Annotated in this window: 37 protein-coding genes and 1 tRNA gene; 29 read left to right on the top strand and 9 right to left on the bottom strand. The window is 37.5% G+C overall.

Annotation, left to right across the window (positions count from 1 at the left end; translation table 11 throughout):
- The first annotated feature begins 75 nt into the window (after window positions 1-75).
- Complete coding sequence (locus tag EPI11_RS08005; protein ID WP_128389438.1) at window positions 76-486, top strand: helix-turn-helix domain-containing protein; 411 nt, start codon at window positions 76-78, stop codon at window positions 484-486.
- A gap of 705 nt (window positions 487-1,191) precedes the next feature.
- Here EPI11_RS08005 and EPI11_RS08000 read toward each other — a convergent pair.
- The gene (locus EPI11_RS08000) at window positions 1,192-2,016 is read right to left on the bottom strand and encodes a S24 family peptidase (RefSeq protein WP_128389437.1); all 825 of its coding nucleotides are present in this window, start codon (window positions 2,014-2,016) and stop codon (window positions 1,192-1,194) included.
- Between the two features lie 92 nt (window positions 2,017-2,108).
- Here EPI11_RS08000 and EPI11_RS07995 point away from each other — a divergent pair, with 92 nt between their 5' ends.
- The 22 genes from EPI11_RS07995 (at window position 2,109) to EPI11_RS07900 (ending at window position 13,845) form a co-directional block, all read left to right on the top strand.
- Complete coding sequence (locus EPI11_RS07995) at window positions 2,109-2,324, top strand: hypothetical protein (RefSeq protein ID WP_128389436.1); 216 nt, start codon at window positions 2,109-2,111, stop codon at window positions 2,322-2,324.
- A 5-nt stretch (window positions 2,325-2,329) separates the two neighbouring features.
- Window positions 2,330-4,339, top strand: coding sequence for a kinase (locus EPI11_RS07990; RefSeq protein WP_128389435.1), 2,010 nt, complete (start codon window positions 2,330-2,332; stop codon window positions 4,337-4,339).
- A gap of 52 nt (window positions 4,340-4,391) precedes the next feature.
- The gene (locus EPI11_RS07985) at window positions 4,392-5,249 is read left to right on the top strand and encodes an ATP-binding protein (protein WP_128389434.1); all 858 of its coding nucleotides are present in this window, start codon (window positions 4,392-4,394) and stop codon (window positions 5,247-5,249) included.
- On the top strand, window positions 5,239-5,862 hold the full coding sequence (locus tag EPI11_RS07980) for a P-loop NTPase family protein (RefSeq protein ID WP_128389433.1): 624 nt from the start codon (window positions 5,239-5,241) through the stop codon (window positions 5,860-5,862). The genes EPI11_RS07985 and EPI11_RS07980 overlap by 11 nt, the downstream gene beginning before the upstream one ends.
- 13 nt (window positions 5,863-5,875) lie before the next feature.
- Complete coding sequence (locus EPI11_RS07975; RefSeq protein ID WP_128389432.1) at window positions 5,876-6,220, top strand: hypothetical protein; 345 nt, start codon at window positions 5,876-5,878, stop codon at window positions 6,218-6,220.
- 2 nt (window positions 6,221-6,222) lie between these two features.
- Window positions 6,223-6,378, top strand: coding sequence for a hypothetical protein (locus EPI11_RS18935; RefSeq protein ID WP_164879128.1), 156 nt, complete (start codon window positions 6,223-6,225; stop codon window positions 6,376-6,378).
- Window positions 6,379-6,382: 4 nt separating this feature from the next.
- Window positions 6,383-6,640 (top strand): hypothetical protein, encoded by a 258-nt coding sequence (locus EPI11_RS07970; RefSeq protein ID WP_128389431.1) that lies wholly within the window; start codon window positions 6,383-6,385, stop codon window positions 6,638-6,640.
- Between the two features lie 50 nt (window positions 6,641-6,690).
- Entirely contained in the window at window positions 6,691-7,326 is a 636-nt protein-coding gene (locus EPI11_RS07965; RefSeq protein WP_128389430.1) for a DUF3164 family protein, read from the top strand.
- A gap of 2 nt (window positions 7,327-7,328) precedes the next feature.
- Window positions 7,329-7,559: a hypothetical protein gene (locus EPI11_RS07960; RefSeq protein WP_128389429.1), complete on the top strand. Its 231-nt coding sequence runs from the start codon at window positions 7,329-7,331 to the stop codon at window positions 7,557-7,559.
- A complete protein-coding gene (locus EPI11_RS18930; protein ID WP_164879127.1) occupies window positions 7,540-7,710 on the top strand; it encodes a hypothetical protein in 171 nt (56 codons plus the stop codon). Before EPI11_RS07960 ends, EPI11_RS18930 begins: the two co-directional genes overlap by 20 nt.
- Window positions 7,711-7,721: 11 nt before the next feature.
- A tRNA-OTHER gene (locus tag EPI11_RS07955) sits at window positions 7,722-7,795 on the top strand.
- A gap of 14 nt (window positions 7,796-7,809) precedes the next feature.
- The gene (locus EPI11_RS07950; RefSeq protein WP_128389428.1) at window positions 7,810-8,250 is read left to right on the top strand and encodes a hypothetical protein; all 441 of its coding nucleotides are present in this window, start codon (window positions 7,810-7,812) and stop codon (window positions 8,248-8,250) included.
- Window positions 8,247-8,495: a hypothetical protein gene (locus EPI11_RS07945; RefSeq protein WP_128389427.1), complete on the top strand. Its 249-nt coding sequence runs from the start codon at window positions 8,247-8,249 to the stop codon at window positions 8,493-8,495. The genes EPI11_RS07950 and EPI11_RS07945 overlap by 4 nt, the downstream gene beginning before the upstream one ends.
- 160 nt (window positions 8,496-8,655) lie before the next feature.
- Entirely contained in the window at window positions 8,656-8,952 is a 297-nt protein-coding gene (locus EPI11_RS07940) for a hypothetical protein (RefSeq protein ID WP_128389426.1), read from the top strand.
- Window positions 8,949-9,305: a hypothetical protein gene (locus EPI11_RS07935; protein ID WP_128389425.1), complete on the top strand. Its 357-nt coding sequence runs from the start codon at window positions 8,949-8,951 to the stop codon at window positions 9,303-9,305. The genes EPI11_RS07940 and EPI11_RS07935 overlap by 4 nt, the downstream gene beginning before the upstream one ends.
- A 6-nt stretch (window positions 9,306-9,311) precedes the next feature.
- Window positions 9,312-9,827 carry a hypothetical protein gene (locus tag EPI11_RS07930; RefSeq protein ID WP_128389424.1) on the top strand — a complete coding sequence of 172 codons (516 nt, stop codon included), beginning with the start codon at window positions 9,312-9,314 and terminating at the stop codon, window positions 9,825-9,827.
- Window position 9,828: 1 nt separating this feature from the next.
- Window positions 9,829-11,340, top strand: a complete 1,512-nt coding sequence (locus tag EPI11_RS07925; protein WP_128389423.1) for a DNA cytosine methyltransferase — start codon at window positions 9,829-9,831, stop codon at window positions 11,338-11,340.
- A 104-nt stretch (window positions 11,341-11,444) separates the two neighbouring features.
- Window positions 11,445-11,897 (top strand): hypothetical protein, encoded by a 453-nt coding sequence (locus EPI11_RS07920; protein ID WP_128389422.1) that lies wholly within the window; start codon window positions 11,445-11,447, stop codon window positions 11,895-11,897.
- Between the two features lie 3 nt (window positions 11,898-11,900).
- Window positions 11,901-12,128, top strand: a complete 228-nt coding sequence (locus EPI11_RS07915; protein ID WP_128389421.1) for a hypothetical protein — start codon at window positions 11,901-11,903, stop codon at window positions 12,126-12,128.
- Window positions 12,125-12,628 carry a hypothetical protein gene (locus tag EPI11_RS07910; protein ID WP_128389420.1) on the top strand — a complete coding sequence of 168 codons (504 nt, stop codon included), beginning with the start codon at window positions 12,125-12,127 and terminating at the stop codon, window positions 12,626-12,628. The genes EPI11_RS07915 and EPI11_RS07910 overlap by 4 nt, the downstream gene beginning before the upstream one ends.
- A gap of 2 nt (window positions 12,629-12,630) precedes the next feature.
- A complete protein-coding gene (locus EPI11_RS07905) occupies window positions 12,631-13,497 on the top strand; it encodes a DNA adenine methylase (RefSeq protein ID WP_128389419.1) in 867 nt (288 codons plus the stop codon).
- 18 nt (window positions 13,498-13,515) lie between these two features.
- The gene (locus tag EPI11_RS07900; RefSeq protein ID WP_128389418.1) at window positions 13,516-13,845 is read left to right on the top strand and encodes a hypothetical protein; all 330 of its coding nucleotides are present in this window, start codon (window positions 13,516-13,518) and stop codon (window positions 13,843-13,845) included.
- A 12-nt stretch (window positions 13,846-13,857) separates the two neighbouring features.
- Here EPI11_RS07900 and EPI11_RS07895 read toward each other — a convergent pair whose 3' ends face one another.
- A complete protein-coding gene (locus EPI11_RS07895; protein WP_128389417.1) occupies window positions 13,858-14,472 on the bottom strand; it encodes a hypothetical protein in 615 nt (204 codons plus the stop codon).
- A gap of 101 nt (window positions 14,473-14,573) precedes the next feature.
- Between EPI11_RS07895 and EPI11_RS07890 the strand changes: the two genes are divergently transcribed.
- The 3 genes from EPI11_RS07890 to EPI11_RS07880 all read left to right on the top strand — a co-directional run bounded on the left by EPI11_RS07890 (window position 14,574) and on the right by EPI11_RS07880 (window position 15,700).
- Window positions 14,574-14,873, top strand: coding sequence for a hypothetical protein (locus EPI11_RS07890; protein ID WP_128389416.1), 300 nt, complete (start codon window positions 14,574-14,576; stop codon window positions 14,871-14,873).
- Between the two features lie 3 nt (window positions 14,874-14,876).
- Entirely contained in the window at window positions 14,877-15,404 is a 528-nt protein-coding gene (locus EPI11_RS07885; RefSeq protein WP_128389415.1) for a hypothetical protein, read from the top strand.
- A 62-nt stretch (window positions 15,405-15,466) separates the two neighbouring features.
- Window positions 15,467-15,700: a hypothetical protein gene (locus EPI11_RS07880; RefSeq protein WP_128389414.1), complete on the top strand. Its 234-nt coding sequence runs from the start codon at window positions 15,467-15,469 to the stop codon at window positions 15,698-15,700.
- Here EPI11_RS07880 and EPI11_RS07875 read toward each other — a convergent pair.
- Both EPI11_RS07875 and EPI11_RS07870 read right to left on the bottom strand, forming a co-directional pair.
- Window positions 15,697-16,149, bottom strand: a complete 453-nt coding sequence (locus EPI11_RS07875) for a hypothetical protein (RefSeq protein WP_128389413.1) — start codon at window positions 16,147-16,149, stop codon at window positions 15,697-15,699. The genes EPI11_RS07880 and EPI11_RS07875 overlap by 4 nt on opposite strands.
- Window positions 16,149-16,694, bottom strand: a complete 546-nt coding sequence (locus EPI11_RS07870) for a phage virion morphogenesis protein (RefSeq protein ID WP_128389412.1) — start codon at window positions 16,692-16,694, stop codon at window positions 16,149-16,151. The genes EPI11_RS07875 and EPI11_RS07870 overlap by 1 nt, the downstream gene beginning before the upstream one ends.
- A gap of 30 nt (window positions 16,695-16,724) precedes the next feature.
- Here EPI11_RS07870 and EPI11_RS07865 point away from each other — a divergent pair, with 30 nt between their 5' ends.
- Window positions 16,725-16,943, top strand: a complete 219-nt coding sequence (locus EPI11_RS07865; protein ID WP_128389411.1) for a hypothetical protein — start codon at window positions 16,725-16,727, stop codon at window positions 16,941-16,943.
- On the opposite strand, the gene EPI11_RS07860 is transcribed toward EPI11_RS07865, so the two are convergent.
- The 5 genes from EPI11_RS07860 to EPI11_RS07840 all read right to left on the bottom strand — a co-directional run bounded on the left by EPI11_RS07860 (window position 16,929) and on the right by EPI11_RS07840 (window position 22,176).
- Window positions 16,929-18,425, bottom strand: coding sequence for a phage head morphogenesis protein (locus tag EPI11_RS07860; protein WP_128389410.1), 1,497 nt, complete (start codon window positions 18,423-18,425; stop codon window positions 16,929-16,931). The two genes, EPI11_RS07865 and EPI11_RS07860, sit on opposite strands and share 15 nt — an antisense overlap.
- 104 nt (window positions 18,426-18,529) lie before the next feature.
- Window positions 18,530-19,750, bottom strand: coding sequence for a phage portal protein family protein (locus EPI11_RS07855; RefSeq protein WP_128389409.1), 1,221 nt, complete (start codon window positions 19,748-19,750; stop codon window positions 18,530-18,532).
- A gap of 2 nt (window positions 19,751-19,752) precedes the next feature.
- The gene (locus EPI11_RS07850) at window positions 19,753-20,205 is read right to left on the bottom strand and encodes a phage protein Gp36 family protein (RefSeq protein ID WP_128389408.1); all 453 of its coding nucleotides are present in this window, start codon (window positions 20,203-20,205) and stop codon (window positions 19,753-19,755) included.
- Between the two features lie 11 nt (window positions 20,206-20,216).
- The gene (locus EPI11_RS07845; RefSeq protein WP_128389407.1) at window positions 20,217-21,737 is read right to left on the bottom strand and encodes a hypothetical protein; all 1,521 of its coding nucleotides are present in this window, start codon (window positions 21,735-21,737) and stop codon (window positions 20,217-20,219) included.
- 1 nt (window position 21,738) lies between these two features.
- On the bottom strand, window positions 21,739-22,176 hold the full coding sequence (locus EPI11_RS07840) for a DDE transposase family protein (protein WP_128389406.1): 438 nt from the start codon (window positions 22,174-22,176) through the stop codon (window positions 21,739-21,741).
- 172 nt (window positions 22,177-22,348) lie between these two features.
- On the opposite strand from EPI11_RS07840, the gene EPI11_RS07835 reads away from it, so the two are divergent.
- Together EPI11_RS07835 and EPI11_RS07830 are read left to right on the top strand one after the other, a co-directional pair.
- A complete protein-coding gene (locus EPI11_RS07835) occupies window positions 22,349-23,335 on the top strand; it encodes a caudovirus prohead protease (protein WP_128389405.1) in 987 nt (328 codons plus the stop codon).
- Window positions 23,336-23,350: 15 nt separating this feature from the next.
- Window positions 23,351-24,259, top strand: a complete 909-nt coding sequence (locus EPI11_RS07830; protein ID WP_128389404.1) for a hypothetical protein — start codon at window positions 23,351-23,353, stop codon at window positions 24,257-24,259.
- Window positions 24,260-24,266: the final 7 nt, after the last annotated feature.

Raw genomic sequence — 24,266 nt, 5'->3', positions numbered from 1 at the left:
ATCGGTAAAATACATACAGCCGTCTGTTTTTTACTTACAGATAATTTCTGACAGAATAATTACTATCTTTGAATTATGAGCACATCAACAAACCACATAGGAAGAAAGATAAGCCGCATCAGGGAGCTTCGCGACATGAAGCAGGAAGCTTTGGCGCAGGCTTTAGGTACTAACCAGCAGGCAATATCTATTATGGAAAATAGTGAAACCATAGAGGAAGCTAAGCTTATTGCAGTAGCAGAAGCTCTTGGGGTAACACCGGAAGCGATAAAAAACTTCTCGGAAGAAAGCGCTATAAACTATTTTAATAATATCCATGATAATAACTTTACGAATAGTAATGGTGCAATAGCTCAAAACCATAGCTGTACCTTCAACCCGTTGGATAAACTTATGGAAGTAATAGAAGAGAACAAAAAGCTCTATGAACGTTTGCTACAGTCTGAAAAAGAAAAGATAGCTTATTTAGAAAAGCTTATTAAATAATAAAAAAAGTCCCGCCAATGACGGGACTTTTTTTATGTCTTGCTCTTGTCTTGCTCTAAGTAATGTAAAAAACTTAAAAAGTAAAAAATTGCAGTTTTTTTTATTGAATATCAGCAAATTGAGGCTGAACTCGAAACTCATTTTACTACTGAATTTTAATAGGACAAGCCCCTTATATAGGCTATAAAATGAAATGTACTTAAACCTCTTAAACAAAAAAGCTCGAAAAAGCCTTTAAAATAAGGCATTCGCACCGAAAAAGGTTTAAACGAATAAAAAATTAAAATGTACATTTGTTACTGTTAGCTACTATTTTACTACCATTCTTAAACGCCTTAAACGATTCATTTAAACGGTTACTACCATAAAAGGCAAGGCAAACCCAAGTAATAGCCTTAAACTCGCTTAAAACAAAGCCTTATGAGTTCATGAGCAATAATTAAACACTATTTAAACACTGTTTATCAAACCTTCCAACACGGAAGGTTTTTTGTTTTAGATCAATTCCAAAAACAATGCACAATTCACTAAGGATATTCATTAGGGTATGCGTTAGGATATGCAGTTTGTAAAATTAAGTGCCTTTTAAAGCATCCCTTATTATCCTATTACGTGTTAAATATGCCGTAAAAATCAATAATGTACCCCCTTACGGTCTTAGCAAATTCATTATAAAAACAACGTAACGATTTAGTATATAGGGTTTTAGTTTAATTTTTTATTTATACTGTTCTGTAAAAAATACAGCTGAGCTTCTAAATCTGACACCCTGTCGTACAAATCGGCTGGATTAGGCAACTCAAAACTGAGCATACCTTTGCATTCCCATACCTCAATTATATCTTCAGGCTGTACTGCGAAACTCGGATACTCTTTTCTGTTATCACTTTTACAGTATATAGAACCATACTTTTTAATCCTGTTTAAACAGCGTTTAACGATAATGCCGTCATTCCTTGAAACAATAACATAAACCCGATCTTCTTTTATATCCTTTACCCAGTTTTCGACAAACTGACCTACTACATACGAACCGTTATGCAGCGTTGGAAACATTGAATGTCCGTTAACCTGAAACATTCTGAAAACCCCGTTTTGAATATTAGGAAGATTATATGTCGGCAGTTTTTCTACAAACTCAGGATCGCCATAACCATTCAGGTAACCGGCTGCTGCTTTCACCGGTACCAATACAATTGTATTACGGCCATCAACGTCAGTCGTAACGACCTGCGGTACCCGATGAATTATTTGTTCAGGTTCTTTAACCGACAAATTTGATGTTGCTTTTTCGGAGTATGAAAATATCATACTTCCCATGCCGGTTGCAATCCAACTGATATTGATTTCAGGGAATCGAATGGCCAAATTTGTCAAATTTTCGAGTGAGACCTTCTTTCTGTCGGCTTTTATGTCTGACATTCCAGCCTTGTTAGTACCAACTATATCAGCAAATTCCTGCAAATTCTTTACAGAACCCATCTCTTTTAAGTACTCAAAAGCCTTGAAAAACCTATCCTTTACATTCATAATCGAAAAAAGTATGAAATTTTCATATTAATTTTGATACAGTATGAGATTTTCATACTATATTTGTCCTATACCAAAAGACAAAATATACAATGAGCAAAGAAACGAAAAAAAGAAACAAGTACAATGAGGATATTCTCGAAGCGGTTTCAATTCGATATGGTGTAACTGTAGACTATGTCAGAAAGTGCTTAAGAGACGTGCGTGTGGGTATAGTTCCTGATCAAATTAAGAAGGAATATAACCAAGGGGCCAAGGCTCTTGAAACGGTTGTTGAAAAAACTGTACAGAACTTTATAAATAAGTAATCAATATGTTCGAGTATTATAATAATTCATTATGTGTGCAGGGCAATTGGTTACTTGAAGCTGGTTTAATAAACAGTGAAGGTACTTACAGGAGCTTAACACAACGAGGCAAGTTAAAAGTGTTACGACGTGGTGGTGGCTTAGGCACACCGGCATTAATAGAGTTTGAAACTATCCGTAAAGACATTAAAGAGAAAATTATCTCTTTAATTGGTGACCCCACAGAGAAAACTAAAAACATCATTTTTAAGGACTACTTAAAAGCAGATTCTAAAGCGATTGAATTTTTCAATAATTACACTTTAGAAAATGGTGATGCATTACCACAAAAAAACATATCCGAATATATTGCCAATGCGGAAATTTTGAATGCTGTAGATATAATTTTAGATACAACAATGAATAAACGGAGGGCTTTAGGTTCAAAAGCTAAGCCGTGGGAAAAGATCGCACAGGTTATAACTGAGTTACCTCTTCACCAGTGGCCTCATTCATTACCTACAAACCACCGCCGTTTAAAAGACAAACTTACAGCTTACAAAAATGAAGGATACCAAAGTTTAGTGCATAAAGGCTTCTGCCATAAAAATTCAGAAAAATTGGGGGATGATGCTAAACCGTGGGTATTGGCAAGATGGTGTGACCGAGTACAGCGATGTGCAACGCACCTGCAATTGCTAAGAGAGTATAACGAAATGGCCCTGCAAAATGACTGGAAGCAATTAAAAAGCGAACAAACGCTTATTAACTTCCTTCAAGACCCAAAAATTGAACCACTATGGTATGGTTTCCGTTTCGGTGAACTTAAGAGCAAAGAAAAATACAGTTTGCAGTTCTCAACTAAGTTACCAAGCATGCGAGACAGCCTTTGGTATAGTGACGGTACGAAACTGAATTACTACTATTTAGATGCAGCAGGAAAAATGGCAACATGTCAGGTATATGAGGTCTTTGATGCCTACAGCGAGGTTTTCCTTGGTTATCACATCAGCAAAACAGAAGATTATGAGGCACAATATCAAGCCTACAAAATGGCAATACAAATTTCAGGTCACAAACCTTACGAAATTAAATTCGATAACCAGGGCGGTCATAAAAAACTTGAAGCAAACAGTTTCTTAGGTAAAATATCAAGGCTTTGTACTAACACCGCACCTTATAACGGTAAATCGAAAACCATTGAAAACGCATTTTACAGGTTTCAGGCAGGATATCTAAAACAGGATTGGTTTTTCACCGGTCAGAATATCCAAGCTAAGAAAAATGAAAGTAAGGCTGATATGGAAATGATATTACGTAACAAATCAGAACTTCCAACACTTTCAAAATTAAAGGAGATCTATGCAAAAAGGCGTATGGAATGGAACGAAGCCCCGCACCCAAAAACAGGCATGTCGCGAATAGAAACCTATTTAAACAGCCACAATCCTGAAACCCCTGCAATACAAATTTGGGATATGGTTAATATGTTTTGGATACAGCGAGAAAAACCAGTTACCTGTACGGCATACGGTATAAGCTTTACAGAGAAAACCCAAAAATATACATACCTGGTATACGATGAAAATAGAAACCCTGATGTAATGTGGCTTCGCGAAAATATTGACAGGAAATTCATTGTGAAGTTTGACCCTGATGATATGACCCTGATACATCTTTATTTAGAAACCCCCCTTGGTTTAAGACATGTTGCAGCAGCCGAAACAAAAATCGAAGTTCATCGAGGTACACAGGAACAGGAAGATTGGGAAAACTCATTTATGAAAAATGTTGAAAATGAGAATAAACGCATCAGGATACAGGAGCGTGATAAGATGGAAAGCATTTTAGTAGATCATGGCAGATCGGCAGAAGATTACGGATTAAGAAACCCTCTAATTCATGGTGTTGAAAGCAGCAGGAAGCAACAGGGAAAAAATAAAACAGAAAAAACCGACATAGGTCACTTTCAAAAAGAAGCTTCCAATACGGTTTTAGCTGATAATACCGAACGCGATATTTATTCATTAATGTAAAACGAACCGGCACGGCCTGAGAAACTTAACCGGACTAATACCTACCAAAACTATGACAAATTTTGACAAACAACAAATTGTTGATGCCCTTAAGGAATACATTGCAAAATTCGACAGCCAAAATAAAGCTGCAAATTCATTAAAAAATGTAAGCGCTGCTACTATTAGCCAAATGGTCAATAGTAAATGGGATTTAATTAAAGAAGAGATGTGGCGCAACGTAAGCGCACAAATAGGCGGTAGTAATACCAATGAGTGGGTAATTGTAGAAACGTCCTCTCATAAGCGTTTAAACGGTCTTTTAACAGATGCGCAAGAGCATTCAAATGTGTTCGCTGCAATAGGCGATGCAGGTTCAGGGAAAAGTAATACGATGAAGCATTATGCAAATAATCCAAATGCTTACCGCCTCCAGTGCTCCGAATTTTGGAATCGAAAAATCTTCCTTGCAGAATTGCTTTCTGCAATGGGTTCTGACCATTCAGGTTTGACTGTTGCCGAAATGATGTACGAAGCTGTAAGCAGGTTAAAGAAAAAAGAAAAACCATTGCTAATGCTTGATGAAGCTGATAAGCTTAGCGATCAGGTGTTATACTTTTTTATAACACTATATAATGAGTTGGAGGATCATTGCGGAATTGTCCTGTGTGCTACCGATCATTTAAAGAAGCGTATAAAAAAAGGCATTGCTCTTAATAAAAAAGGCTATAACGAGATATATAGCCGTGTTGGCAGAAAATTTATAGAACTATCATCTGTAGATTTTACAGCCGTAACCCAAATATGTGTTGCCAACGACATAATAGAAAAATCACAAATAAAAAAGGTGTGGGAAGATTGCGACAATGATTTGCGCCGTGTAAAACGCAAAATCCACGCATTAAAAAACCAAAAACCGCATGCAGATTAACAGGGCCTTATCAGTTGACCAGATTTATAATAAAAAGTTCATTGAATTAAAGCTTGATGGTGAATGGTCGGCAGCATTAGGAGAGCCTGAGGCAAGTGGGATATGGCTTATTTGGGGTAACTCAGGTAATGGTAAATCAAGATTTTCCATGATGCTCGCTAAATGCTTGGCCCAGTATGGCAAAGTTGCTTACAACTCCCTTGAAGAGGGCGCGCGAAAATCATTGCAAAAAAACATGATTGAATGCCGGATGCATGAGGTAAAAAAGAAGTTCACCATCCTTAATAGGGAACCAATAGAGGAACTACGAAAAAGGCTAAGCAAAAAGGCGGCACCCCGATTTGTATTTATTGACAGCTTGCAATATACCGACCTAACCAAAAAGCAATACATCGCTTTAAAAGAGGAGTTTCCCAATGTTCTTTTCATTTTCATAAGTCATGCTGAGGGCAAAGAACCTAAAGGAGCTTTAGCAGGATTTATACGGTACGATGCGGATATAAAAATCCGTGTAGAAGGTTATAAGGCTTTTCCCCTCAGCCGTCTTGGCGGTGGTGAACCTTACACGATATGGCCGGATGAGGCCAAAAAGTATTGGGCTGATATTAAATAAAAAAAAATTAATCATGACTACAACGACATCAATATTAAAGCTTATTCATATGACAGATGATGAATACTGGAAAGAATACCTGTCACGATATATGAAATGGTGCTTACAGTTTTCCCAAAATAAAGAAACTGATCTGCAAAAATTATTAGCTAACACAGCGATCAATAATTACTACACAGCAAGGCACGAAGATTTAGAGCATCAGGCAATTCAGATTTTAAAGCCTCAGGATGGGAAAATAACAACCGAATTAGCTCGCAGGTTATATGCAGATGTTATGGTTGACCTTTTTACAACATTCCCAAAACCCTTATTTGATGCTGCACGAAAGTTAAACGTAATAGGAAACCAAAATTAGCCATGACAAAAAAACAGATTGAAAATAAAATTGTCGAGCTAAGTTTTTGGCTCACAAGTAATCCCAACCATCCTAACGTGAACCTTGTAATGAATGATAAAAGGGCTTTAGAGCTACAATTAATGAACCTTGAAAACGATAATAAAAACCCCGGCTAAAATAATGGAGCAAATTTTAAATCAACTGGAAGAACTGCAATTAGTTCTACAGTATTCATCTGAACACGCCACGCTTGAAATATCCCTAACAGTTGGTGAGCGAATTATGGTAAATCAGGAACGTGCCGCACTTTTTAGAGCCCTTGACGGCATTAAAACTGATTTTACCCAAAGTGTCACCATCATAACTAAAATAAACAGGATGCTGTATTTAATAGAACGAACTGACTGGAAACCGAAAATATACAACTATGGAAGCTAACGAAATTGAAGTACAGGAACCCGAATTTTTAACACATAACAATAAATAAAATGAGTGATACAGTAAAAACCATTGCAGAGCTTGAAGCTGAATTGGCAGCTGCAAGAGATAGGGAAAATAAAAAATTAGTTCAGGCTAAACAAGCCTATGAAAAAGATCGTGATGATGTGGTTTACTCCATAGTAAATACCGCACAGGCTTTAGCCAAAGAGCTTTTGGAATTTAAAACTAATTGCCATATAAAAATGGATACTCAGGCAGTAAAGCTTTCCCAATATGGAAAAATAAGGAGCAATTCAAAAGGTGGTTTTAATCTTACACATAGTGATGGTGAAATGAGGGTTACCCGCAGGCGTGATACTGAACCGGCATGGGATGAACGCTCACTAAAAGCCATCGAATTAATAAAAGATTTTTTGGGCGATACCATTAAAAAAAGAGATATCAAGATTTATGAAATCCTGATTGGATTTTTAGAGCGAAATGATAAAGGGGATTTGGAATATGGCCGTGTAATGGACTTATACCAGCACGAGGATAAGTTTGATGATGAACGATGGAAAGAAGGCTTACGCCTCATTAAAGAATCGTATAGCAATCACATGAAGGGTTATGGGTATGAGTTCAAGATCAAAGGCTCAGACGGTAAGTGGCAAAGCATATTATTAAACTTTTCAAGCATATAGTTATGGCAGTGAAAAAAGAAAAAGAGATACAGTTTAAGAAATTGTCTCTTTCAGAATTACAGGCTACGGTTCACGAATCATATGAACAAACCGTTGCCAGGGCATTAAAGGTCAAAAAGAGTGAAGAGAAAACCCGTGAGCGTTACGCGCTTGCAGTTTTAGGAAGTATGAAAGAGTATTTAGCAGAATTAGAAACCCTTAAAAGTTGCGTCAATGTCAGTGAAAATAATTGAAGTCGAAAAAGATGAGCACTACAATGTAAATGATAAACCGGTTTACAAAGATGCTAACAACAATTGGATTGCTGAAGTAGAACTAACCACTTATGAAAGGGAAACATTTACAAAGCACTTATTCAAATTAAATGAAGAAAAATTAAAATAAGGTTGGTTGGCGCCTTGATGGCAGAGTGGTTATGTACTGGTTTCGGGGGGAATCAGGCACGCGGGTTCGAGTCCCGTTCAAGGCACAAAATTTAAAACAATGGAAGCAACTAAAGACCAAAAGCGATTAATCCATATCAATACGGCTAATCGCGATATAAAGGAAGAGTTTGTACAGTGGGCCACTGATGATAACAAAAAAATAAGCTGTGACGATCTCTCTTTTGATGAAGCTAATAAAATCCTTGTACATATAGGCCAAAAGCCTCACAAATTAGCCTTCAGGGCAAAATTTGATAAGACCAACCCACGCCACAAATACATACTTTCTTTATGTATCCAGCGCGGTATGAGCCATCGATCAGGTAAGTATGGATACATAGCCGACCTCGATGCATTAAACGAATGGATGCACTCAAATAAGTGCCCGGTGCAAAAAAGGCTTATGGATATGGATAATGATGAACTCTCAACGTTTATAGGCGCACTCGAAGGCATGACCCTCTCAAAATATAAGAAACCAAAAACCGCTAAAAAATGATAACACTACCCCTTGAAATGCCTCTTATTTACTTGATCGGTTTGATACTGCTTTCCTACATGTTTGCAATGTGGATGGCCTACACCTTTGGCAGGTTTATAGAGCGCAATTATCCTGCAATACAGAAACATACCCCTAAAGAGGATAGCCGATTAGCAAGTTTACTCGAATGTAAGCTGAAATGTGACCCTAACCAGTGTGATACCTGGTGCAAAACGAAAGAACGATTTTCAAGAGATCATTAATTATGGAAAAACAACCAATAAACACACCCGATGCACATAAGGACTGTAAACACGAAAGAACTTATATGCGATTAATTGAGTCGGTTGTTACATGTGAGAAAACAGTACTAAGCTGTTTGGACTGTTGCACCGACCTCGACAACCCTAAAACCGATTGTAGATGATAGAAGATAAAAGTTTTTCAGGAATAAACGCCCTAATTCAAGGAGACGAAAAGGAAGCAAAAAAAGCCCTAGTAAAAATTATTAAGGAATCTTTAGATGCTACACAGGAAAGTAAAAGACTAGAACAATTGCAATGGCAGGTTAACGCTCAAATAGGTGATTGCAAGCAAGGTATTAAACACATTTGTCAACATATAAAATTAGGTGTCCCATTCACTTTAATTGCATCAGCAACGCAAGTATACTATATAGATGAACATTTTAATATAACCCAACAAAACAATGTTTTATGAAAATAGAACTTGAATTAACTACCCCGCAATTCGTTTACCTGTCGGCTGCATTTCACAGTTACTGTGAATTCAACAAACCTAAGTTTCACACACTAAGCGGACAGCAAAAGGCAATATATACCATATCACAAGCCGTAGCAGATAAGCTATACACTAGAACCCGCGGATTAAGCCGACAACCATCACCCAGTAAGACAAAAAAAGGTAAACCAAAACTGCATAAGCTTACATTAATATACCATGAGGCACGCGCTGTATCAGTTTATATGTGTGAAGCAAAGGACATAGAACCTGACGAATTTTTTAGGGCATTGGCAAATAACATTTATTCACAATTAGATCAAAAATTATAATGAGAAATGGAACAATACACCACTTACCGCGTAAAAGGCAAAGAGATCGGACTTACATTCCTGTTTAAATACACTTTAAACGGTGATTTAAATGGGTTTGAAGTTGCCGAGGGGGTTCTTGAAGATAAGCAAATGAGTTGGCTGTTTTCGCCCCGTTTCCCTGCTACAGAAAGCCTCATTAAAGCCAACTGGATTAACAACACTGATATATGCTCCAAATTTGATATATCCATTAAACCCGCTGATATTTCTTTTAATGCAATGTGGACAATCTTTGAATACAAAGTTGGAAAACTGGAAGCTGAAAAGGAGTATAAAAAAATGAAGGAAGCCGAAATAATTGAATGCATGATAGCAATACCAGGCTATTTAAAACATATTCGAGAAAACTCAATAGCTCAAATTCATCTTTGCAGATACATCAGTAAAAAGCGATATCAGGACGAACTACCAACATCACCCAAAGGAAAAAATGAAAACCCATTGCTGAGAAACTTAGCATACAAAAAAACAGAAAAGTAAAATGAGTATAAAGAAATCAGATAACCAATATAATGTACTGAGCCTGCTGCAACAGCAGGCAACTAGTACAGATGATGATGTAATAACAGCTGCCGATTTCTTTGCAGGTGGCGGCGGTGTGAGTGATGCCTTGTATGATATGCCGGGCGTTAGATTGGACTGGATTTTGAACCATGATAAAGTTGCTATAAAAACTAATAGTTTTCATCATCCTAATATTAAAACGTATTGGTCGGATATATATGTACAGGATGAACACGAGCTTGACCCTGTGGACTTAGTTTGGGCATCAATCGAATGTACGCAGCATAGTAGAGCTAAAGGCGGTAAAGATAAAGAGCTTGGTTCTTATACTATGGGTTGGGAACTTCAGCGGTACATTAAACACCTTATGCCAATGGTTATTGGTATTGAAAATGTGCCTGAATTTAAAAAATGGTCGCCCGTTTGCGAAAATGGGAAACCAAGACCTGACCAGGTAGGTGCAGAATTTGAAAGATGGAAAAATGCAATTTGCGCTTTAGGGTACAATTACGTTGATAGTATACGTAATGCTGCTGATGATGGCCTCCCAACCCGTAGGGTTCGATATTTTGCATTCTTTTACCGTGATGGTATAAATGTAAGCTTTCCTGAACCTACCCACTCTAAAAAGGGAGATAATGGAAAAATTAAGTGGAATGCCTGTTCAGAACACATAGATTTAGCGAATGAGGGTGTTAGCATATTTGGCAGACAATATAACGAAAACTTAAGGCCTCATCTTAGAAAACCCCTATCGCCAAATACATTGAAACGCATAGCCGGTGGTATTAAAAAATATGCACCTGATCTGAACCAGTTTATTTGCAATTTTTATGGCGGTAAAGATACCCATAGGCGTTCACAAAGCATTGAAGAGCCTTTAAATACAGTACGAACAACAGCCAATCAACACCAGTTGGTAACCCTCAAAGAAAAACTGCAGTTCATACAAGACCATTGCCATACTGATAACTTCAATACTCCTGACGAACCGCTCAACCCGCAGCTAACAAGGCAGACAAAGCAACTCGTACAGTTTATTTGTCAGTATTACGGAACAGGCGAAAATTCACAGGCAGTCACTGCACCTTTAAACACTGTTACCTGTAAAGACCGTCACCAACTGGAAACCTTAATTTTTAATGAGAAAGTACAGTTCATAGCACATCACTTTAATAGTAGTGGCAATCCTGGCAGCCAAAACCAATCACTTGAAAGCCCTTTAAATTCAGTTTTAACTACAAATAAGGCATCCTTAATATCTATCCTTAATGGTTTTGACGTAAAGACCAGGTTCCTGAACCGTGAAGAGCTCGCAGCGTGTATGACCTTTAAACGCGACTACTTCAGTAAGCCGGGTTTAAAGCTATCCAATAAAGATGCTGTACGAATGATAGGCAACGCTGTACCGCCTGAATGGGCACGACTGATAATAGAACCAATCATACCCGAAATAAAAGCATTCAAACAACGTCAAAAAACAGCATAATGAAACCAAATCACAACTGCGATTGTAATGTATGCCTTGAAAGCGACATTGAAGATGTTTGCGAGTTCTGCGGTGGCTATATAGATTAACTAAAACCAAATTATATGAAAACAAAATCAATCTTACTTATGCTCCTTACAATGATAATAGCAGCTTGTGAACCGGAAGAGGTTAACCAGTTCAGAAATGACGAGCTCACACCAGTTAGCAGCTATGAAAACAAATTGCCTGACTTTATGATCGGTGTATTTGGAATGAAGAAAAACCAACCCTTTACTGAAGCTGGAACCATAATCATTAAACAAGACAGCATAATAATAAATACTGTCAATCATAAACAGGCTTTTCAGATTACGGAAAACTTTAATTTTTATGACCCTGATTGCAGGTGGGTAATTGCTGTAAATGGTATCGAATACATCTTTACAACGTCCTCATACGGACAAAAAACATGGTTTAAATACAGGCATATTAACGATGCATTTTATACGCCTGTAGGCACTTACTACAAAGATTACATAGAACCTGAAACCCCTGAAGAACCTATATATAATTAAAAAATGAAAAAAACAAATAAGAACATAGGTAAAGAGGCAATAATTGACTGCCTTACCGAACAATTAAGAGAAATAAGTATAACCAGCTTTCTACCTGGTACAAAGGTTACAATCATTAAGTACGATGGCTATTCTGATAACTATGGAGATTGTTATGAAGTTACGGACGGTATGATTAAAAACTTCGGATATATAATACCAAGAAGATGGTTAAACATTATTGAAGAATGACACTAGCATTTAGCACACAATTATCCGGAAAGCCAACATATTTTGTAGAAAAGATATGTAAGTCACTTAGAGAACACTGCCTTTCTTTACGACCAACAGCAATGGCAACAGAAATAATTCATTTGTCTATTTACCATAAATGCAAACCTAAAAATCATACAATACGTGTAGATAAAAAGGACAGATGGAAAGTAGGTACGCTAATTCATTTTGTTATAAACAACAGGACTAAAAACCGAATACAGTTTGCCTCCGTTGTATCAGTGGAAAGCATTCAAAAAATTGACATTCACTATATCCCCTTAACACGTCCACTAGGAGAATTTAGACCTTGTGTAAAAATTGATAACAAATTGATTTTTGGAATGGATGGTTATGACGATGGTACTATGACAGCACTAGCACACAATGACGGCTTTGATAGTATAGAAGACTTCTTTGCCTACTTCAATACAGATTTTAAAGGAAAAATTATTCATTGGACTGATCTAAAATATTAAGTATGTCGGGTAACAGTAAAAAATTAATAGCATTCAATTACTTTGGGGGTAAGTTCACATGGCTGGAATGGCTATATGCTTACTTTCCAAATGATTTTATACACTTTGTCGATGGCTTTGCCGGTTCCTTAGTAGTATCACTAAATTTTGAGGGTAACGTTATCAGGACGGCAAATGAGATTAACGGTGACATAACTAACTTTTTTTATGTGTTACGTGATCATCCCAAAGAACTGATTGCATTGCTTGAGCTAACGCCGTGTAGTGAATTGGAGTATCATAATTCATGGCAGCAAAGCACTTGCAATATTGAACGCGCACGAAGATTTTATGTAAGGGTTCGCCAGTCTTTTTATGGACTGGGAGCCCAACGTAAAAATAAAGGATTCCATTTAGCCAAAAGTAAGCTGATGGCTAAAGGTGGTGAAACCGTATCGCGATGGAACAATTCACTACCCAAGCTCTTAAGAGTAGCAAAAGAGATCTCTACTAATTTTCAGATCACAAATGATGATATATTTAACATTATAAAGCGACTTGATACAAAGAGAACCTTTTTTTATTTAGACCCGCCCTACCTTTTGGAAACCCGAGGCTCACAGGATGATTATAAATATGAATTTGGGATTGAAGATTATAAACGGCTGGCCATGGTTTTAAATAACATAAAAGGCTATGCAATGATATCGGGTTACGATCACGAATTAATGAACGAGCTTTTTGAAAGTAAGGGATGGATAAAAATTAAATTTCCCAGTAAGAAAAACAACATACGTTCTAAGCAGGTTACTGAATGTATTTGGATTAACTACCCACTTTCAAAAACAAAAAGCGGAAAACAAGAAGTATTGCAGTTAGAACATTCATAAAATTATTATTTTAGCGACATGGATATAAATATTAGAGAACAATATGTTGACTCAATTATGGGGTTTATGAATGTCGTAGGCCACAAAGCAGCTGAGCATTTTAATGATCTTGAATTACGTCAGGAAGAATTAAAAATTGCAATCCCATCCTATTTTTATAGAAATTGGGTGGCAACTCAAAAAGCAATGTTCAATGTTGGAACCGTCAATTTTGATAAATACATGGGAATGCAAATTGTAGAAGGTTACGAGGACAAAATTGTTGTTTATTTTCCTGATTGGATTTACTGCCCTAAATTTGAACCTATAAAATTTGAAATACCGCAAAATATAAAAGCCACTTTATAAGTGGCTTTTTTTTTATTTTTTGAATGGCTTAAGGTTCGATTTTGTGACTGCAGCTGTATTAGCGTTTTCGATCTTAATTGCTAATAGCTTCTTTATTTCTTCTGAAAGCCCTGCGTTATAAGTATCAATATCAGAATTAATCGCGTTAACGTAACCTTCTATAATTGAAAAATATTCTTCAAAACGTCTTACTATCTGTTTTTCTAATTTTTCATTCCCTGAAAAAATAGTGTTTTCAGTAATTTCGGCAATAAGTTCTTTAGCTTTTATTTCTGCTTGCACAGTTAGCGGATTTCTGTATTTAATGGGATGTTGAAGGAAAAGATCTTTATCACCGTTGAAAGGGATTTTAAAAATTGCAAATTCTGTTTGTACGCCTCTTTGTGAGAAATCAAATCTTCTGTTAGGATGATTAAATACCTTTTTTACATTATCAATGTTTTCGCATCCTTCCTTATCCAATACAAGTTTTCCGATTTTAAATTTTTCTGCAAGTGTATCAGAATGGGTATTTGCATTTAATCCTAAAAGGGTATTATCACTATACCCATTAATTTCTTTAATAATTTTTGAATTGTTACTATTAAAGTACAATTGCATCCTACTACTGTGAAATAATTTTGTCATAATTGGGGGGTTTAAAAATTTCTTACAGAGTGTATTACAAAAACTTAACCAAATTTATAGTACTGACATTGTGGCAATGAACTTATTATTAGATTTGCAGTATGGCAATTAATGAAAAGGATTTTAAAGCGATTGAACGCATTTTAAATTATGTGATAAAGGCGAACATTGAACCGGTGCAAAAGTATGATGCAATTGACGAATACAGGCCGTTAAAGATGATCGCTAAAGACCTTAAATATAAAGATGATGATTATTGCAGCGAAATTTATGTAAATTTACACCAGCTTACTGATTGGCAAAAGAAAACCTTTTTAATGAGAGCTGCCAAAGCTCTACCCAACAGATGCTATATTGAGGAATACAAGGATGCTAAAATTATAAGAATCGGTTTTAAATAGAATATGAAAAAATTACTACTCACAGCCTTACTATTTACCACGTTGCTTCAGGCACAGGATAAGGCTTTTATTGATGGCCTCAGTAAAATGGATTTTGACCAGGCTAAAAGTTTCGCTAATGAGATCGTGGCAAGCTCCCGCACTAAATGGGTACCGCTTTACGATAAGGAAAATGATAAAAGTGCTGCAATATGGTTTGTTGATGCTTCATTAAGCCCTGAGCGCATCGATAAAATTAAATCGGGTAAATCGGTTTGTGAAACTGGCGAATGCCTAAAAGTGGCCTTTACTGCTTTCTATGAGGGCGAAAATAAGAACCTTGAAGTAAAAGGCACAAAAAAATATAAGTTCAATTCGGTTGTGATGAAATACCTTGATATTTTCCCAGTTTGGCAAAAGTATTTCCAGCCAACAGCCGATGTAAGCTCTTTGCCGGATAATTATAAATTACAGGACTATAAACAGGGCAATACCCTCTATAAGTTCAAGCAGGAAAACACGCCTTATTGGTCGTTGACAAAGTTTTATTAACATATGAAACCCACTTATTAAAGTGGGTTTTTTTGTGTAAAAAAAATGTTATATTTGCCATTATGTCAGTTAAAGCAAAAAAGGGTGTCAGTATTAATAAGCTTAGGCGTTATAAGCTTATCATGGATATTTACAACGAGCATAAAAATAAACACATCCCACTCACAAAGATTTTAAGCGAGTATATTTATCCAAAATATCCTATATCCCGCAGCACCCTTTACAACATCCTTTTTACACCGGTTGAAAAAGAATTAAAAGAAGCTGAGGCCAATAGGCAGCAAACGCTTTTTTAAACGTTATGCAACCCGATTGTATAAACTACCTGGTGCATCTGCACACCATCATCGCGCCTTACTTTTCTTTGCCCGGTTCTCATTAGCTTACCATGACTTTGTACCGGCCTGAAACCGTGTATGACTTCATGAGCTTTCTCTATAATATCATGTATCAGCCATGCAGCCTGTTTTTGGCTTTCAGGGGCTTTACCGCTTGAATTGGTTAGCTTCAGGTTAGCAAAAGTAAAAACAACCGTTGCAGTGCCTTCCTGCCTGTTTTGAGGTTTAGCGCTCTTATGCATTCCCAAATCGCTAAATGTTGCGCCTTGAATGTCAATTAGACAGCAGGGCCATTTAACTGGAAAGTTAGGGCTGTAATCATCTAATTGCCCCCAATCTTCATCAACATAATTAATTTCGGCTACTTCCATAACCTTTGCCTGTGTGGCAGCTAATAGTTCTTTCATTATCTAAAGGTTTTTGCAAGCTCATCATTAAAAGCCTGCATGTTTTCATCAATAACAATCTGGACGGCCATTTGTACCGTTGGGTGATCACCTACCATTTGCCTTTTTGGTATCTTTATAATATGTCCTTCTTTCATTAAAGCGAGTGCCTTCCATTGTGCAGCCTCATTGGTAAGATTTACGTTTCGTTTGCTCTTACTTTCGCCACCATCCTTTTTTGTTGTAACTGCACCCGCAGCCTTATAGTACATAGCCCAAAAAAAACGTTTCATCTTTTCTGTTACCTTAATTTCGCCACCTTCGTTGTGTATCGATGCATAAGGTAGTGAGCTGCTAAACTTAATTTCATTATCTATAATATTGTATTTTATTGATCGCCTCAGCTTACCGCTTCGCATCATAACCGACCCGCGATTATTTCTCAATTTTGTAGCTGGCCATGGTTCGTCAAAGAAAGCCTTACGTTCAAAATTACGGTCAAATTCATCGCCCAGCTCCACAGCCAAATCACGGGTAATTCTATTTTCTAACTCGCTGATATTCATTAATAGGAATTTTTATATATCTTTGTATTTATGTCTGAAAACTCTAAAACATATAAAGAGGAATTAACTACGAAAATGCATTCGGAATTTACTGTATCAAATGATACTGATAAAAAGCACCGGGCGTTTTCTGCAATTACTTCTATGCGTTCACTTGACTACTCCATAGATCAGGTGGCAGAACTTTATAATGTTTCAAAAAATGACATTGAAAAGTATTTACCCGAATACGATCTACTTACCGAATAGGTAACTTTCAAACATATCTTTTTGAAGATTGTTTTTTAAATCTACTTCACCATACCAGTCTGTACCTAAAAGTAATTTTTTACCATATCCGGTGCGCGCAATATCATACATAGGAAAGCCCTCTTTTTCCTTATTATCTTTAAAGAAACTCTTATATACCCCTGTAAAATGTTCGTGTTCAGTTTTACTTATCATACCTTCTTCAGCCATATAATCAGCTTTTTTTGCCACACGGTCAACATAATAACTATCTGAGGCAGCAAAGCCATATTTAGCCCACGCGTAACCACCGACATCAATATTAGCATGTACCTTAACTTTTTCTATCCCTGCATTTTGATATTGATTATACCAAACTTTAAAGAGCTCTTTTGATATACCTTTGCCCTGCATTTTATTATCAAGTGTAAATAAGCTGTGTTCTATAGTTTTACGTTTCTTATCAAGCTCGAGGTTTCGTGTAATAGTAAATCCTTTGCTTGGGTTTGAGAAATTTATAACAACTTTGTCAGACTGAAACATGATAAATTTATTGGTGATCTCAAGATTTACGCCTTTTGTAGCATTGATCATATCCTCATTAAGCTGCTCAATATTGAAACCTTTAAAGTTTTTATTAAAGAATGCTTGATCGTTACCTACTATAGAGAAACCTAATTCCTTAAGTCGTTGTTGTGCTTTATCATCTACCTGATAGGGTTTTTCATTTGCCTTAATAGCCTTTTTGACCACTTCAGCCCCTTTAACTTTGTGATACGGATGTTCAGGAGGAAAAACCACTTGTTTCGCTCCCGGATTAAATCGGAAGATAGCAAGTTTGTTTTTGCCGTCAGCTCCTATTTGGCTGGTTGCTTTTTCGCCTGCTTCTATTGCCTTGTCACTGTTACTTTCAGTGTATTTGCCTTTACGAACCTCAATAGAGTTGCATCGGCATCGCCACCCGTTAGGCGGGTAATAGGAAAGCCAAAAAGCATCATCAGCCGGTAAAGTAATTCCATCCAGTGCTGCATGAGATTCTCTTACGCGATCATCGCCCGCAGTTCTGTACTGTAAATTATAGTCTTTTGAAACCGAAGCCCATTTTCCAGCCATCTGTGATGATGTGATCGCAAACTCATATTCGGCCTCCAGGTAATTTTGGTTATAGTCTTTTTTTAGGTTAGCTGTATCCTTTGAAAAGATGGCAAATGATTTTACTTTGCCCTCATCAGTTAATAGTAATTTGGAAGCTTCGAGCAATTGTGCATTGGTTTTAAGCCCTGAAAAAATAAAAACATCATTCTTTAGCTTATCCAGCATTGGAGCCGGTATATCATTATCACTGAGAGCGCCATTAAAGATATTTGCAGTTTCATCGATCAGCTGTTTGTATTCTTTAATTTGTGTAACCTCTTTAGGATTATACTTGCCATCTGCATGTAAACGTTTAAATGCCTTTTCAGCACTGTTTAAAGCCTTTTTAAACGTGCTGTTTGCCGCCAAATTTATAATATGCTTTTCGTGTTTACAATCATCACAATCGCAATCATACAAATAGGATAACCGGCTATTCAAAGCCCCAAAATACCCAGTCCAGGCTTTGGGGCTTAAACGAAAAAATCAGCACCAAAATTAAGCCCGGTGTTTGCCGGTACTTGTTTTTTTGGTTCTACAGGAATACCAAAAGTATCAGTTACCCATTCGGCAGGCACATCATATTGTGTCCATGCTTCTTTTACCATTTTCCACAATTTGTCTAAATCTTCTGCCTTTGGATATCCATAAACTACGTCGCCTTTAATCTCAGTATAAATCTGTACTAAAGAAGGTATTACGGTGCTGTTCCAATATTGTTCTAAAAGTGTTAAATCACTATCCACTAAGTCTTGTAGCATAGATTGTGAGGCTTGTTCTTTTGAGCGATTCCCGTTTACAGTATCCTGACCTATAACAACGCCTGAAACGGTTAAACTCATTTCATTGTTGCACAAGCCAATAAGGTTTTTATAAACATCGCCATTGGTGCTTACACCTTGTGCAAATTGAAAATCTTCGCTGCTATCAATGATGAACCAAGATGCAGCTCCCATATCCTTCATCATCTTTTCACCCCTCCTTAGCATGTTTGTATCATGCGTATTGGTTTTCATTACACGGGGTGGTATTCCGTATATCTCGCACAACTCACTCCAACACGATTGCGCAAAACGTTTCATAAGAACGTGCGGCACGCAGGTATTTAGTAGCCCCAAATTTGTAGAGTCGCCAAATTCGATAATCCACGAACCGTATTCTGCCATTTTACGGTATTCCACAAATTTATCATCTGCATAATCGGGGTATACCCTGCCATTAACCGGGTCTACATTTGTACGTGGTATCAGATTCGTTTTAAGCATGCCGTTAACATAGGTAAACTCAATTAGAGAGTGACCGTAAAAACGGCTGTTAACGATATGCCTGTTAAGGTCAGCTATCCATGTTTGATTTTGCAATAGAGCTGTTAAATCCTCAATTAGGGTGCCTTTAAGATCATTAAAGATAAAAGGAGTTGAAAGGCTTTTAAGCCTTCTATTTTCTAATTGTGAGGAAAGCAGTGCATCGTTAACAATTTCGTTATATAGGAGCTGTAAAGCGTAAAATTTAGGGTTCTCAGCTGTGCGCGCCTGATTAAGCGCCATATTCCACGAAAGTATATCCTGACGTGTACGAGAAATACTTTTTGGTGAAATAGTTCCGCTTAATTTCGGTGCGGTGGTTTGACCTCCTGTCTTAGCGGCAGCGAGTACAATATTTTTACGGGCGGCGTTTATTTTTCTGCGTGACATACTTATTCGTGGTTAAATTTTAAACGTGAACCTGAGCTAAAAGGCAAAAGAGTACTGTTATCTTCCAATGAGATTGTTGGTAAAGATGATAGCGTTATTTCGCCTCGTGATAGTGATTTGAGCCATGATATCGCCCTATCATAGCGATCCTTTGCCTGTTCATACAGAATATCCATATTTGAGAGCTGTATCACATGCCATTTTGCGATTGTTATGCAATGCTGCACGATCAGAGCGTGCCTGTCATTACCTGTTGCAGAAAATATTGCAGCAACATCGTATAATAGCCTGCCATCAAGGCTTCCCATCTTGTTTACGTTATTCTCTAAATAACTGCGGGTTTCCTCTTCAGCAGCAGCCAATGCCTGCAATACAATTCCTTCATCACCTTCGGTAATTTCCTGTACCTGGTATCCGTATATTGCCTGTCCTAAATCATCCGGTTGTAAAAACATTTTGTGCGGTATTAATATTTTTGATTTTGCCTGAAACCAACACTATATTGGTTTGTGCTCATTGTTGCTCTATTCTGTAATAACCAAACACCTCCTTCGAGCATATCGGGACCATCCATTTGGCTTGAATTTGGAGATACCCCAATAAACTGCTCTTCCATTGTTTGCATGTGTGGGTTATCTTTTTCTTCTTCATTAAAAATCAGATCACCACCGCGCCATATAGGTTCAAGGGTTGCCTCAATACGAGTGTATTTGTCTTTTTTATCCCTTGAATCCAACGAAACCGAAAGCCTCATTTTTTTAGTTTCACCCACTTTAAAAATCAGTGGTTTTAATACCTGTTGGTAGTGTGGGTCTTGTAGCGAATTGTTTTCAAGCCATGTATGGTTGGTGTCTATACCACCATTCATTACGTATGCCTTTGAATCATATAAATAATCCACAAACTCTAATTGCCTCATACTTGCTACCCGAACCCAATACAGGTAATATTTGCCTGCTAAATAGCCTATAACACCAACGGCTTTTGTAGATGCATTTGCGCTTTTCTTATCGGATGGTGCAGGGTCAGCATAGGTTAATATTTGTTCACAGGTCGTTAACGGCGGACATTTGCCCCAAATAACCTTTTTAAAGACCTTTCCAATTTTAATTGGATTATTAAAATATTCCTTTTGCTGTGAACCTATGCTGATGGGTTTTAATGCCCGGTCAATCATAGCTTCAGTATTTTTTTGAGGCCATGTTGAACGGCCTTTTTCATCCCGGATATTTACTATTTCGTGGATATCTGCCTTTTTTGCCATTTCAGTAATACAGCAATATTTCGCAATGATATTACCGCAGGCAATTATTAAAAGAGGTACTGATATTGATCGTGTTGGTATCAAAGCCTGTTCAATCCAATCCATCTTGTTTTTAACCCTGTCAGGGTTACGGCACTCTTCGTCAGTATCAATATCATCAATCAGTATTGTATCGGGTCTTGCAGCATCATTTCGGGTACCACGTGGCGATTGACCCGCTCCGATGGCTCTAAAAGCCACCCCGTTTTTAGTTATAAACTCGCCAGCTTCCCAGTTGCCAATACTTTCCTGATCTCCATAATCATTTATTAAGCGATTATTAGCTTCCAGTGTTGACCTATACGGCAAAAGCAATCTTTCGGCTGCATCATAGGTTGATGATATTAACAGGATGTTTTTCTTTTTTCCTGTCATGGCCAGCTTTATAACTTCCATCATCGTACGTGCAGATTTTGCAAGCTCACGCGACCATGAGCGCACCTCGAACCACTCCATATTATCCATCACCCTTTGAGTGGCTTTCTTATGGAACGGTGCCGGTTCTGAGGTATAGAAGTTTGGGAAATAATATTTAAACCATGCCTCATCATCAGCCTCCAGCTTCTTAATACGGTTTGCCTTTTGGGTTGCGGTTTCGTTAAGGTCTACCGGTGTAGCTTTTCGGGTATTATCCCTGAACTCCTGCCAGCTGTCAAAATATGATTTATCGGTTTTTTTTGCCATACTACTTCGTTAATGAGGTTATATAGCCGTCAAAGTAATTTGTAAGCTGTGCAGCAAATGCTACATCCTGAGAACGGACAAATTGTATTATTTTCTTTGCTACTTCTACCGTATCACCGATAGAGGTTTCAGTTTCGAGCCTGTTTATGGCAGATGTAAGCTTACTGATGATATCAGCCTCTTTAGGTGTAGCAATTTTAAATTCACGTCCCTTAATATCAGTATTTAAAAAATCCAACTGGTCATACATCATTGTAAGCTGATTTTCCTTAGTGGTAAGCATAGATTTTTTCATGGTTTCCCAATTACCATCCTTTACCCATTTACCGATTGTTTTTTCTGTAACTTTTAGACGTGTTGCGATCTCTTTTTGCGAAATGTTTTCATTTACAAAAAGCGTTTTTGCATAGTCCTTTTCTAACTGCTTAGTTTTTGCCATTATGCCATATTTATAGACAAAATTCCACTACATAATGGTTGTAAAAAAAAAGGTGTACAATTTCTGTACACTTCTGTAAAGTCTTTGTACATAGGTGTTTTACAATTGCACAACTTCTTTTTTAAGCAAAATACCCGCCTAATCTTTGCCACTCTAAACGACCACAATTACGATGGCAAAAAGTAACAAACCCTTTATACTGAATGATGAGAATGTAGAAAATTCCTATGGCTTCTTTGTGTCCACTGAAGGCATAAACCTAAGCCGTTTTGAAAAAAACCCGGTGATGCTTTCTAACCACCGTAACGGTAACGAATTTGTATTAGGCCGTTGGTTGGACCTCAAAAAAGAAAATGGCCTGCTTAGCGGATATCCTGAATTTGACAGTGATGATGTAGATGCCGCAAAGATTGAAGGCAAGGTTGAGCGTGGCTTTATAAAAGGTGCATCTATGGGCCTTCTTTTTAGTCATGAAGACATGGTATACCTGGGCGGTAAAATTTGGCTAAAGGAATCAGAATTAGTTGAAGGTACAATTATACCCGTGCCATCTAATCCTAATGCTTTACAACTTTACTTAAAAGGTAAGGAAGATACACCACTAACTGAGGCCGAAGTAAAAAGCCTATGCCTTTCACTTGCAGCCGAACCCACACCCGAATTAAATCTAACAAATAATATGAAAAAAATAATGTTGAGCCTTGCAGCCTTTTTGGCTTTAGGCTTTAAAGATGTGCCTAAAGAAGGCGTTGATGAAAGCGAAATTGAAAACAAAATCATGGGGCTTTCTGCTGAGTTATCAACTACCAAAACAGAGCTTGAAAACCTGAAAAAGGAAAACGAAACTCTTAAAACCGAAAAGGAAACTGCAAGCCTTTCAGAAGGAAAAGTATTCCTGCTTTCAATGGTTACTGCTGGTAAGATAAAAGCCGATCAGGTTGAAGCTTATTTAGGCATGTACAAAACCAACCCTGAACTGGTTAAGGCTACTATTGAGGCTATACCTGCAAAAACTGAATTGGGTGCAACTGTAGCTACCGGTGGCACTGCTACTGATGCTGAAATCAAAACCCTTGATGATTTTCAAAAAGCACCAACGGCCACGCAATTAGCTTTCAAAGCTAACAAGCCGGAAGAGTACAAAAAACTATTTAAATAACCCAAACAAAACAGTATGGAAAACTTCCCTGAGGTATGGTTAAACCGCGTTATCCAAAACCTCTCTAATCAAAATGTAGCGCCGTGGCTTGATGGTATTGCCGAACTGGATACCGAAGTAATAGAAGTTGGTTCAGGTGATGCCAGCGAATCTAATATCATCCACATACCGCGCACAAACTTTAACCCTGAGGTATTAATTAACAACACTGCTTACCCAATCGCATTACAGGGTTATACCGATGATAGCGTAATCGTACAGCTGGATAAATACCAAACGAAAGTTACCACGCTTAGTGATGACCAGACCATTGGTGCATCTTATGATAAGATCGATGTTGTAACAAAAGGTCACACACGATCTATTACTACCAAAAAGAACCAAAAGGCGATACACTCTATTGCCCCTCAGTCTAACACGGTTGCAACACCGGTTCTTATTGCTACAGGTGCACCGCTTGCAGGCAGCACGGTACCAACATTAGTTTATGAAGATTTAGTAACCTTCAAAGGCATGTTGGATGATATCGAGGGCATTTCAGATGATGAAAGACGTTTGGTGCTTTGCACACGTCACTGGAACGACCTTTTACGTGACCGTAAAAACTTTGGCGATCAACTGGTGAATTACAACACTGGTAAACCTGCACCGCTTATTGCCGGATTTGAGATTTTCCAATATGGTGGTAACCCGCTTTACACTGATGCAGGTGTTAAGAAAGCGTTTGGAGCAACTAAAAACTCAACAGACCGTCAGGCATCTGTTGCATTCTGGAAACCTGGTATCGCAAAGAAAACAGGTTTAACCAAACAATACTTTGCTAAGGCAGAGAACGACCCTGAAACTCAAACTAACAAACTAAACTACCGCCACTACTTTATCGCTGTTCCATTCCAGAACATGTTTATAGGGGCAATCGTTTAAACACCAT

Origin of the sequence: Flavobacterium cerinum (assembly GCF_004028155.1) — a bacterium.
GTDB lineage: Bacteria > Bacteroidota > Bacteroidia > Flavobacteriales > Flavobacteriaceae > Flavobacterium > Flavobacterium cerinum.
Note: the sequence above shows the minus strand (reverse complement) of the source record. Positions and strands in the feature narration are given on the sequence as shown.

Bases quoted from the DNA above. Each gene is read 5' to 3' on its own strand.
- EPI11_RS08005 (WP_128389438.1), top strand. From the start codon at position 76: ATGAGCACATCAACAAACCACATAGGAAGAAAGATAAGCCGCATCAGG.
- EPI11_RS08000 (WP_128389437.1), bottom strand. From the start codon at position 2,016: ATGAATGTAAAGGATAGGTTTTTCAAGGCTTTTGAGTACTTAAAAGAG.
- EPI11_RS07995 (WP_128389436.1), top strand. From the start codon at position 2,109: ATGAGCAAAGAAACGAAAAAAAGAAACAAGTACAATGAGGATATTCTC.
- EPI11_RS07990 (WP_128389435.1), top strand. From the start codon at position 2,330: ATGTTCGAGTATTATAATAATTCATTATGTGTGCAGGGCAATTGGTTA.
- EPI11_RS07985 (WP_128389434.1), top strand. From the start codon at position 4,392: ATGACAAATTTTGACAAACAACAAATTGTTGATGCCCTTAAGGAATAC.
- EPI11_RS07980 (WP_128389433.1), top strand. From the start codon at position 5,239: ATGCAGATTAACAGGGCCTTATCAGTTGACCAGATTTATAATAAAAAG.
- EPI11_RS07975 (WP_128389432.1), top strand. From the start codon at position 5,876: ATGACTACAACGACATCAATATTAAAGCTTATTCATATGACAGATGAT.
- EPI11_RS18935 (WP_164879128.1), top strand. From the start codon at position 6,223: ATGACAAAAAAACAGATTGAAAATAAAATTGTCGAGCTAAGTTTTTGG.
- EPI11_RS07970 (WP_128389431.1), top strand. From the start codon at position 6,383: ATGGAGCAAATTTTAAATCAACTGGAAGAACTGCAATTAGTTCTACAG.
- EPI11_RS07965 (WP_128389430.1), top strand. From the start codon at position 6,691: ATGAGTGATACAGTAAAAACCATTGCAGAGCTTGAAGCTGAATTGGCA.
- EPI11_RS07960 (WP_128389429.1), top strand. From the start codon at position 7,329: ATGGCAGTGAAAAAAGAAAAAGAGATACAGTTTAAGAAATTGTCTCTT.
- EPI11_RS18930 (WP_164879127.1), top strand. From the start codon at position 7,540: ATGTCAGTGAAAATAATTGAAGTCGAAAAAGATGAGCACTACAATGTA.
- EPI11_RS07950 (WP_128389428.1), top strand. From the start codon at position 7,810: ATGGAAGCAACTAAAGACCAAAAGCGATTAATCCATATCAATACGGCT.
- EPI11_RS07945 (WP_128389427.1), top strand. From the start codon at position 8,247: ATGATAACACTACCCCTTGAAATGCCTCTTATTTACTTGATCGGTTTG.
- EPI11_RS07940 (WP_128389426.1), top strand. From the start codon at position 8,656: ATGATAGAAGATAAAAGTTTTTCAGGAATAAACGCCCTAATTCAAGGA.
- EPI11_RS07935 (WP_128389425.1), top strand. From the start codon at position 8,949: ATGAAAATAGAACTTGAATTAACTACCCCGCAATTCGTTTACCTGTCG.
- EPI11_RS07930 (WP_128389424.1), top strand. From the start codon at position 9,312: ATGGAACAATACACCACTTACCGCGTAAAAGGCAAAGAGATCGGACTT.
- EPI11_RS07925 (WP_128389423.1), top strand. From the start codon at position 9,829: ATGAGTATAAAGAAATCAGATAACCAATATAATGTACTGAGCCTGCTG.
- EPI11_RS07920 (WP_128389422.1), top strand. From the start codon at position 11,445: ATGAAAACAAAATCAATCTTACTTATGCTCCTTACAATGATAATAGCA.
- EPI11_RS07915 (WP_128389421.1), top strand. From the start codon at position 11,901: ATGAAAAAAACAAATAAGAACATAGGTAAAGAGGCAATAATTGACTGC.
- EPI11_RS07910 (WP_128389420.1), top strand. From the start codon at position 12,125: ATGACACTAGCATTTAGCACACAATTATCCGGAAAGCCAACATATTTT.
- EPI11_RS07905 (WP_128389419.1), top strand. From the start codon at position 12,631: ATGTCGGGTAACAGTAAAAAATTAATAGCATTCAATTACTTTGGGGGT.
- EPI11_RS07900 (WP_128389418.1), top strand. From the start codon at position 13,516: ATGGATATAAATATTAGAGAACAATATGTTGACTCAATTATGGGGTTT.
- EPI11_RS07895 (WP_128389417.1), bottom strand. From the start codon at position 14,472: ATGACAAAATTATTTCACAGTAGTAGGATGCAATTGTACTTTAATAGT.
- EPI11_RS07890 (WP_128389416.1), top strand. From the start codon at position 14,574: ATGGCAATTAATGAAAAGGATTTTAAAGCGATTGAACGCATTTTAAAT.
- EPI11_RS07885 (WP_128389415.1), top strand. From the start codon at position 14,877: ATGAAAAAATTACTACTCACAGCCTTACTATTTACCACGTTGCTTCAG.
- EPI11_RS07880 (WP_128389414.1), top strand. From the start codon at position 15,467: ATGTCAGTTAAAGCAAAAAAGGGTGTCAGTATTAATAAGCTTAGGCGT.
- EPI11_RS07875 (WP_128389413.1), bottom strand. From the start codon at position 16,149: ATGAAAGAACTATTAGCTGCCACACAGGCAAAGGTTATGGAAGTAGCC.
- EPI11_RS07870 (WP_128389412.1), bottom strand. From the start codon at position 16,694: ATGAATATCAGCGAGTTAGAAAATAGAATTACCCGTGATTTGGCTGTG.
- EPI11_RS07865 (WP_128389411.1), top strand. From the start codon at position 16,725: ATGTCTGAAAACTCTAAAACATATAAAGAGGAATTAACTACGAAAATG.
- EPI11_RS07855 (WP_128389409.1), bottom strand. From the start codon at position 19,750: ATGTCACGCAGAAAAATAAACGCCGCCCGTAAAAATATTGTACTCGCT.
- EPI11_RS07850 (WP_128389408.1), bottom strand. From the start codon at position 20,205: ATGTTTTTACAACCGGATGATTTAGGACAGGCAATATACGGATACCAG.
- EPI11_RS07845 (WP_128389407.1), bottom strand. From the start codon at position 21,737: ATGGCAAAAAAAACCGATAAATCATATTTTGACAGCTGGCAGGAGTTC.
- EPI11_RS07840 (WP_128389406.1), bottom strand. From the start codon at position 22,176: ATGGCAAAAACTAAGCAGTTAGAAAAGGACTATGCAAAAACGCTTTTT.
- EPI11_RS07835 (WP_128389405.1), top strand. From the start codon at position 22,349: ATGGCAAAAAGTAACAAACCCTTTATACTGAATGATGAGAATGTAGAA.
- EPI11_RS07830 (WP_128389404.1), top strand. From the start codon at position 23,351: ATGGAAAACTTCCCTGAGGTATGGTTAAACCGCGTTATCCAAAACCTC.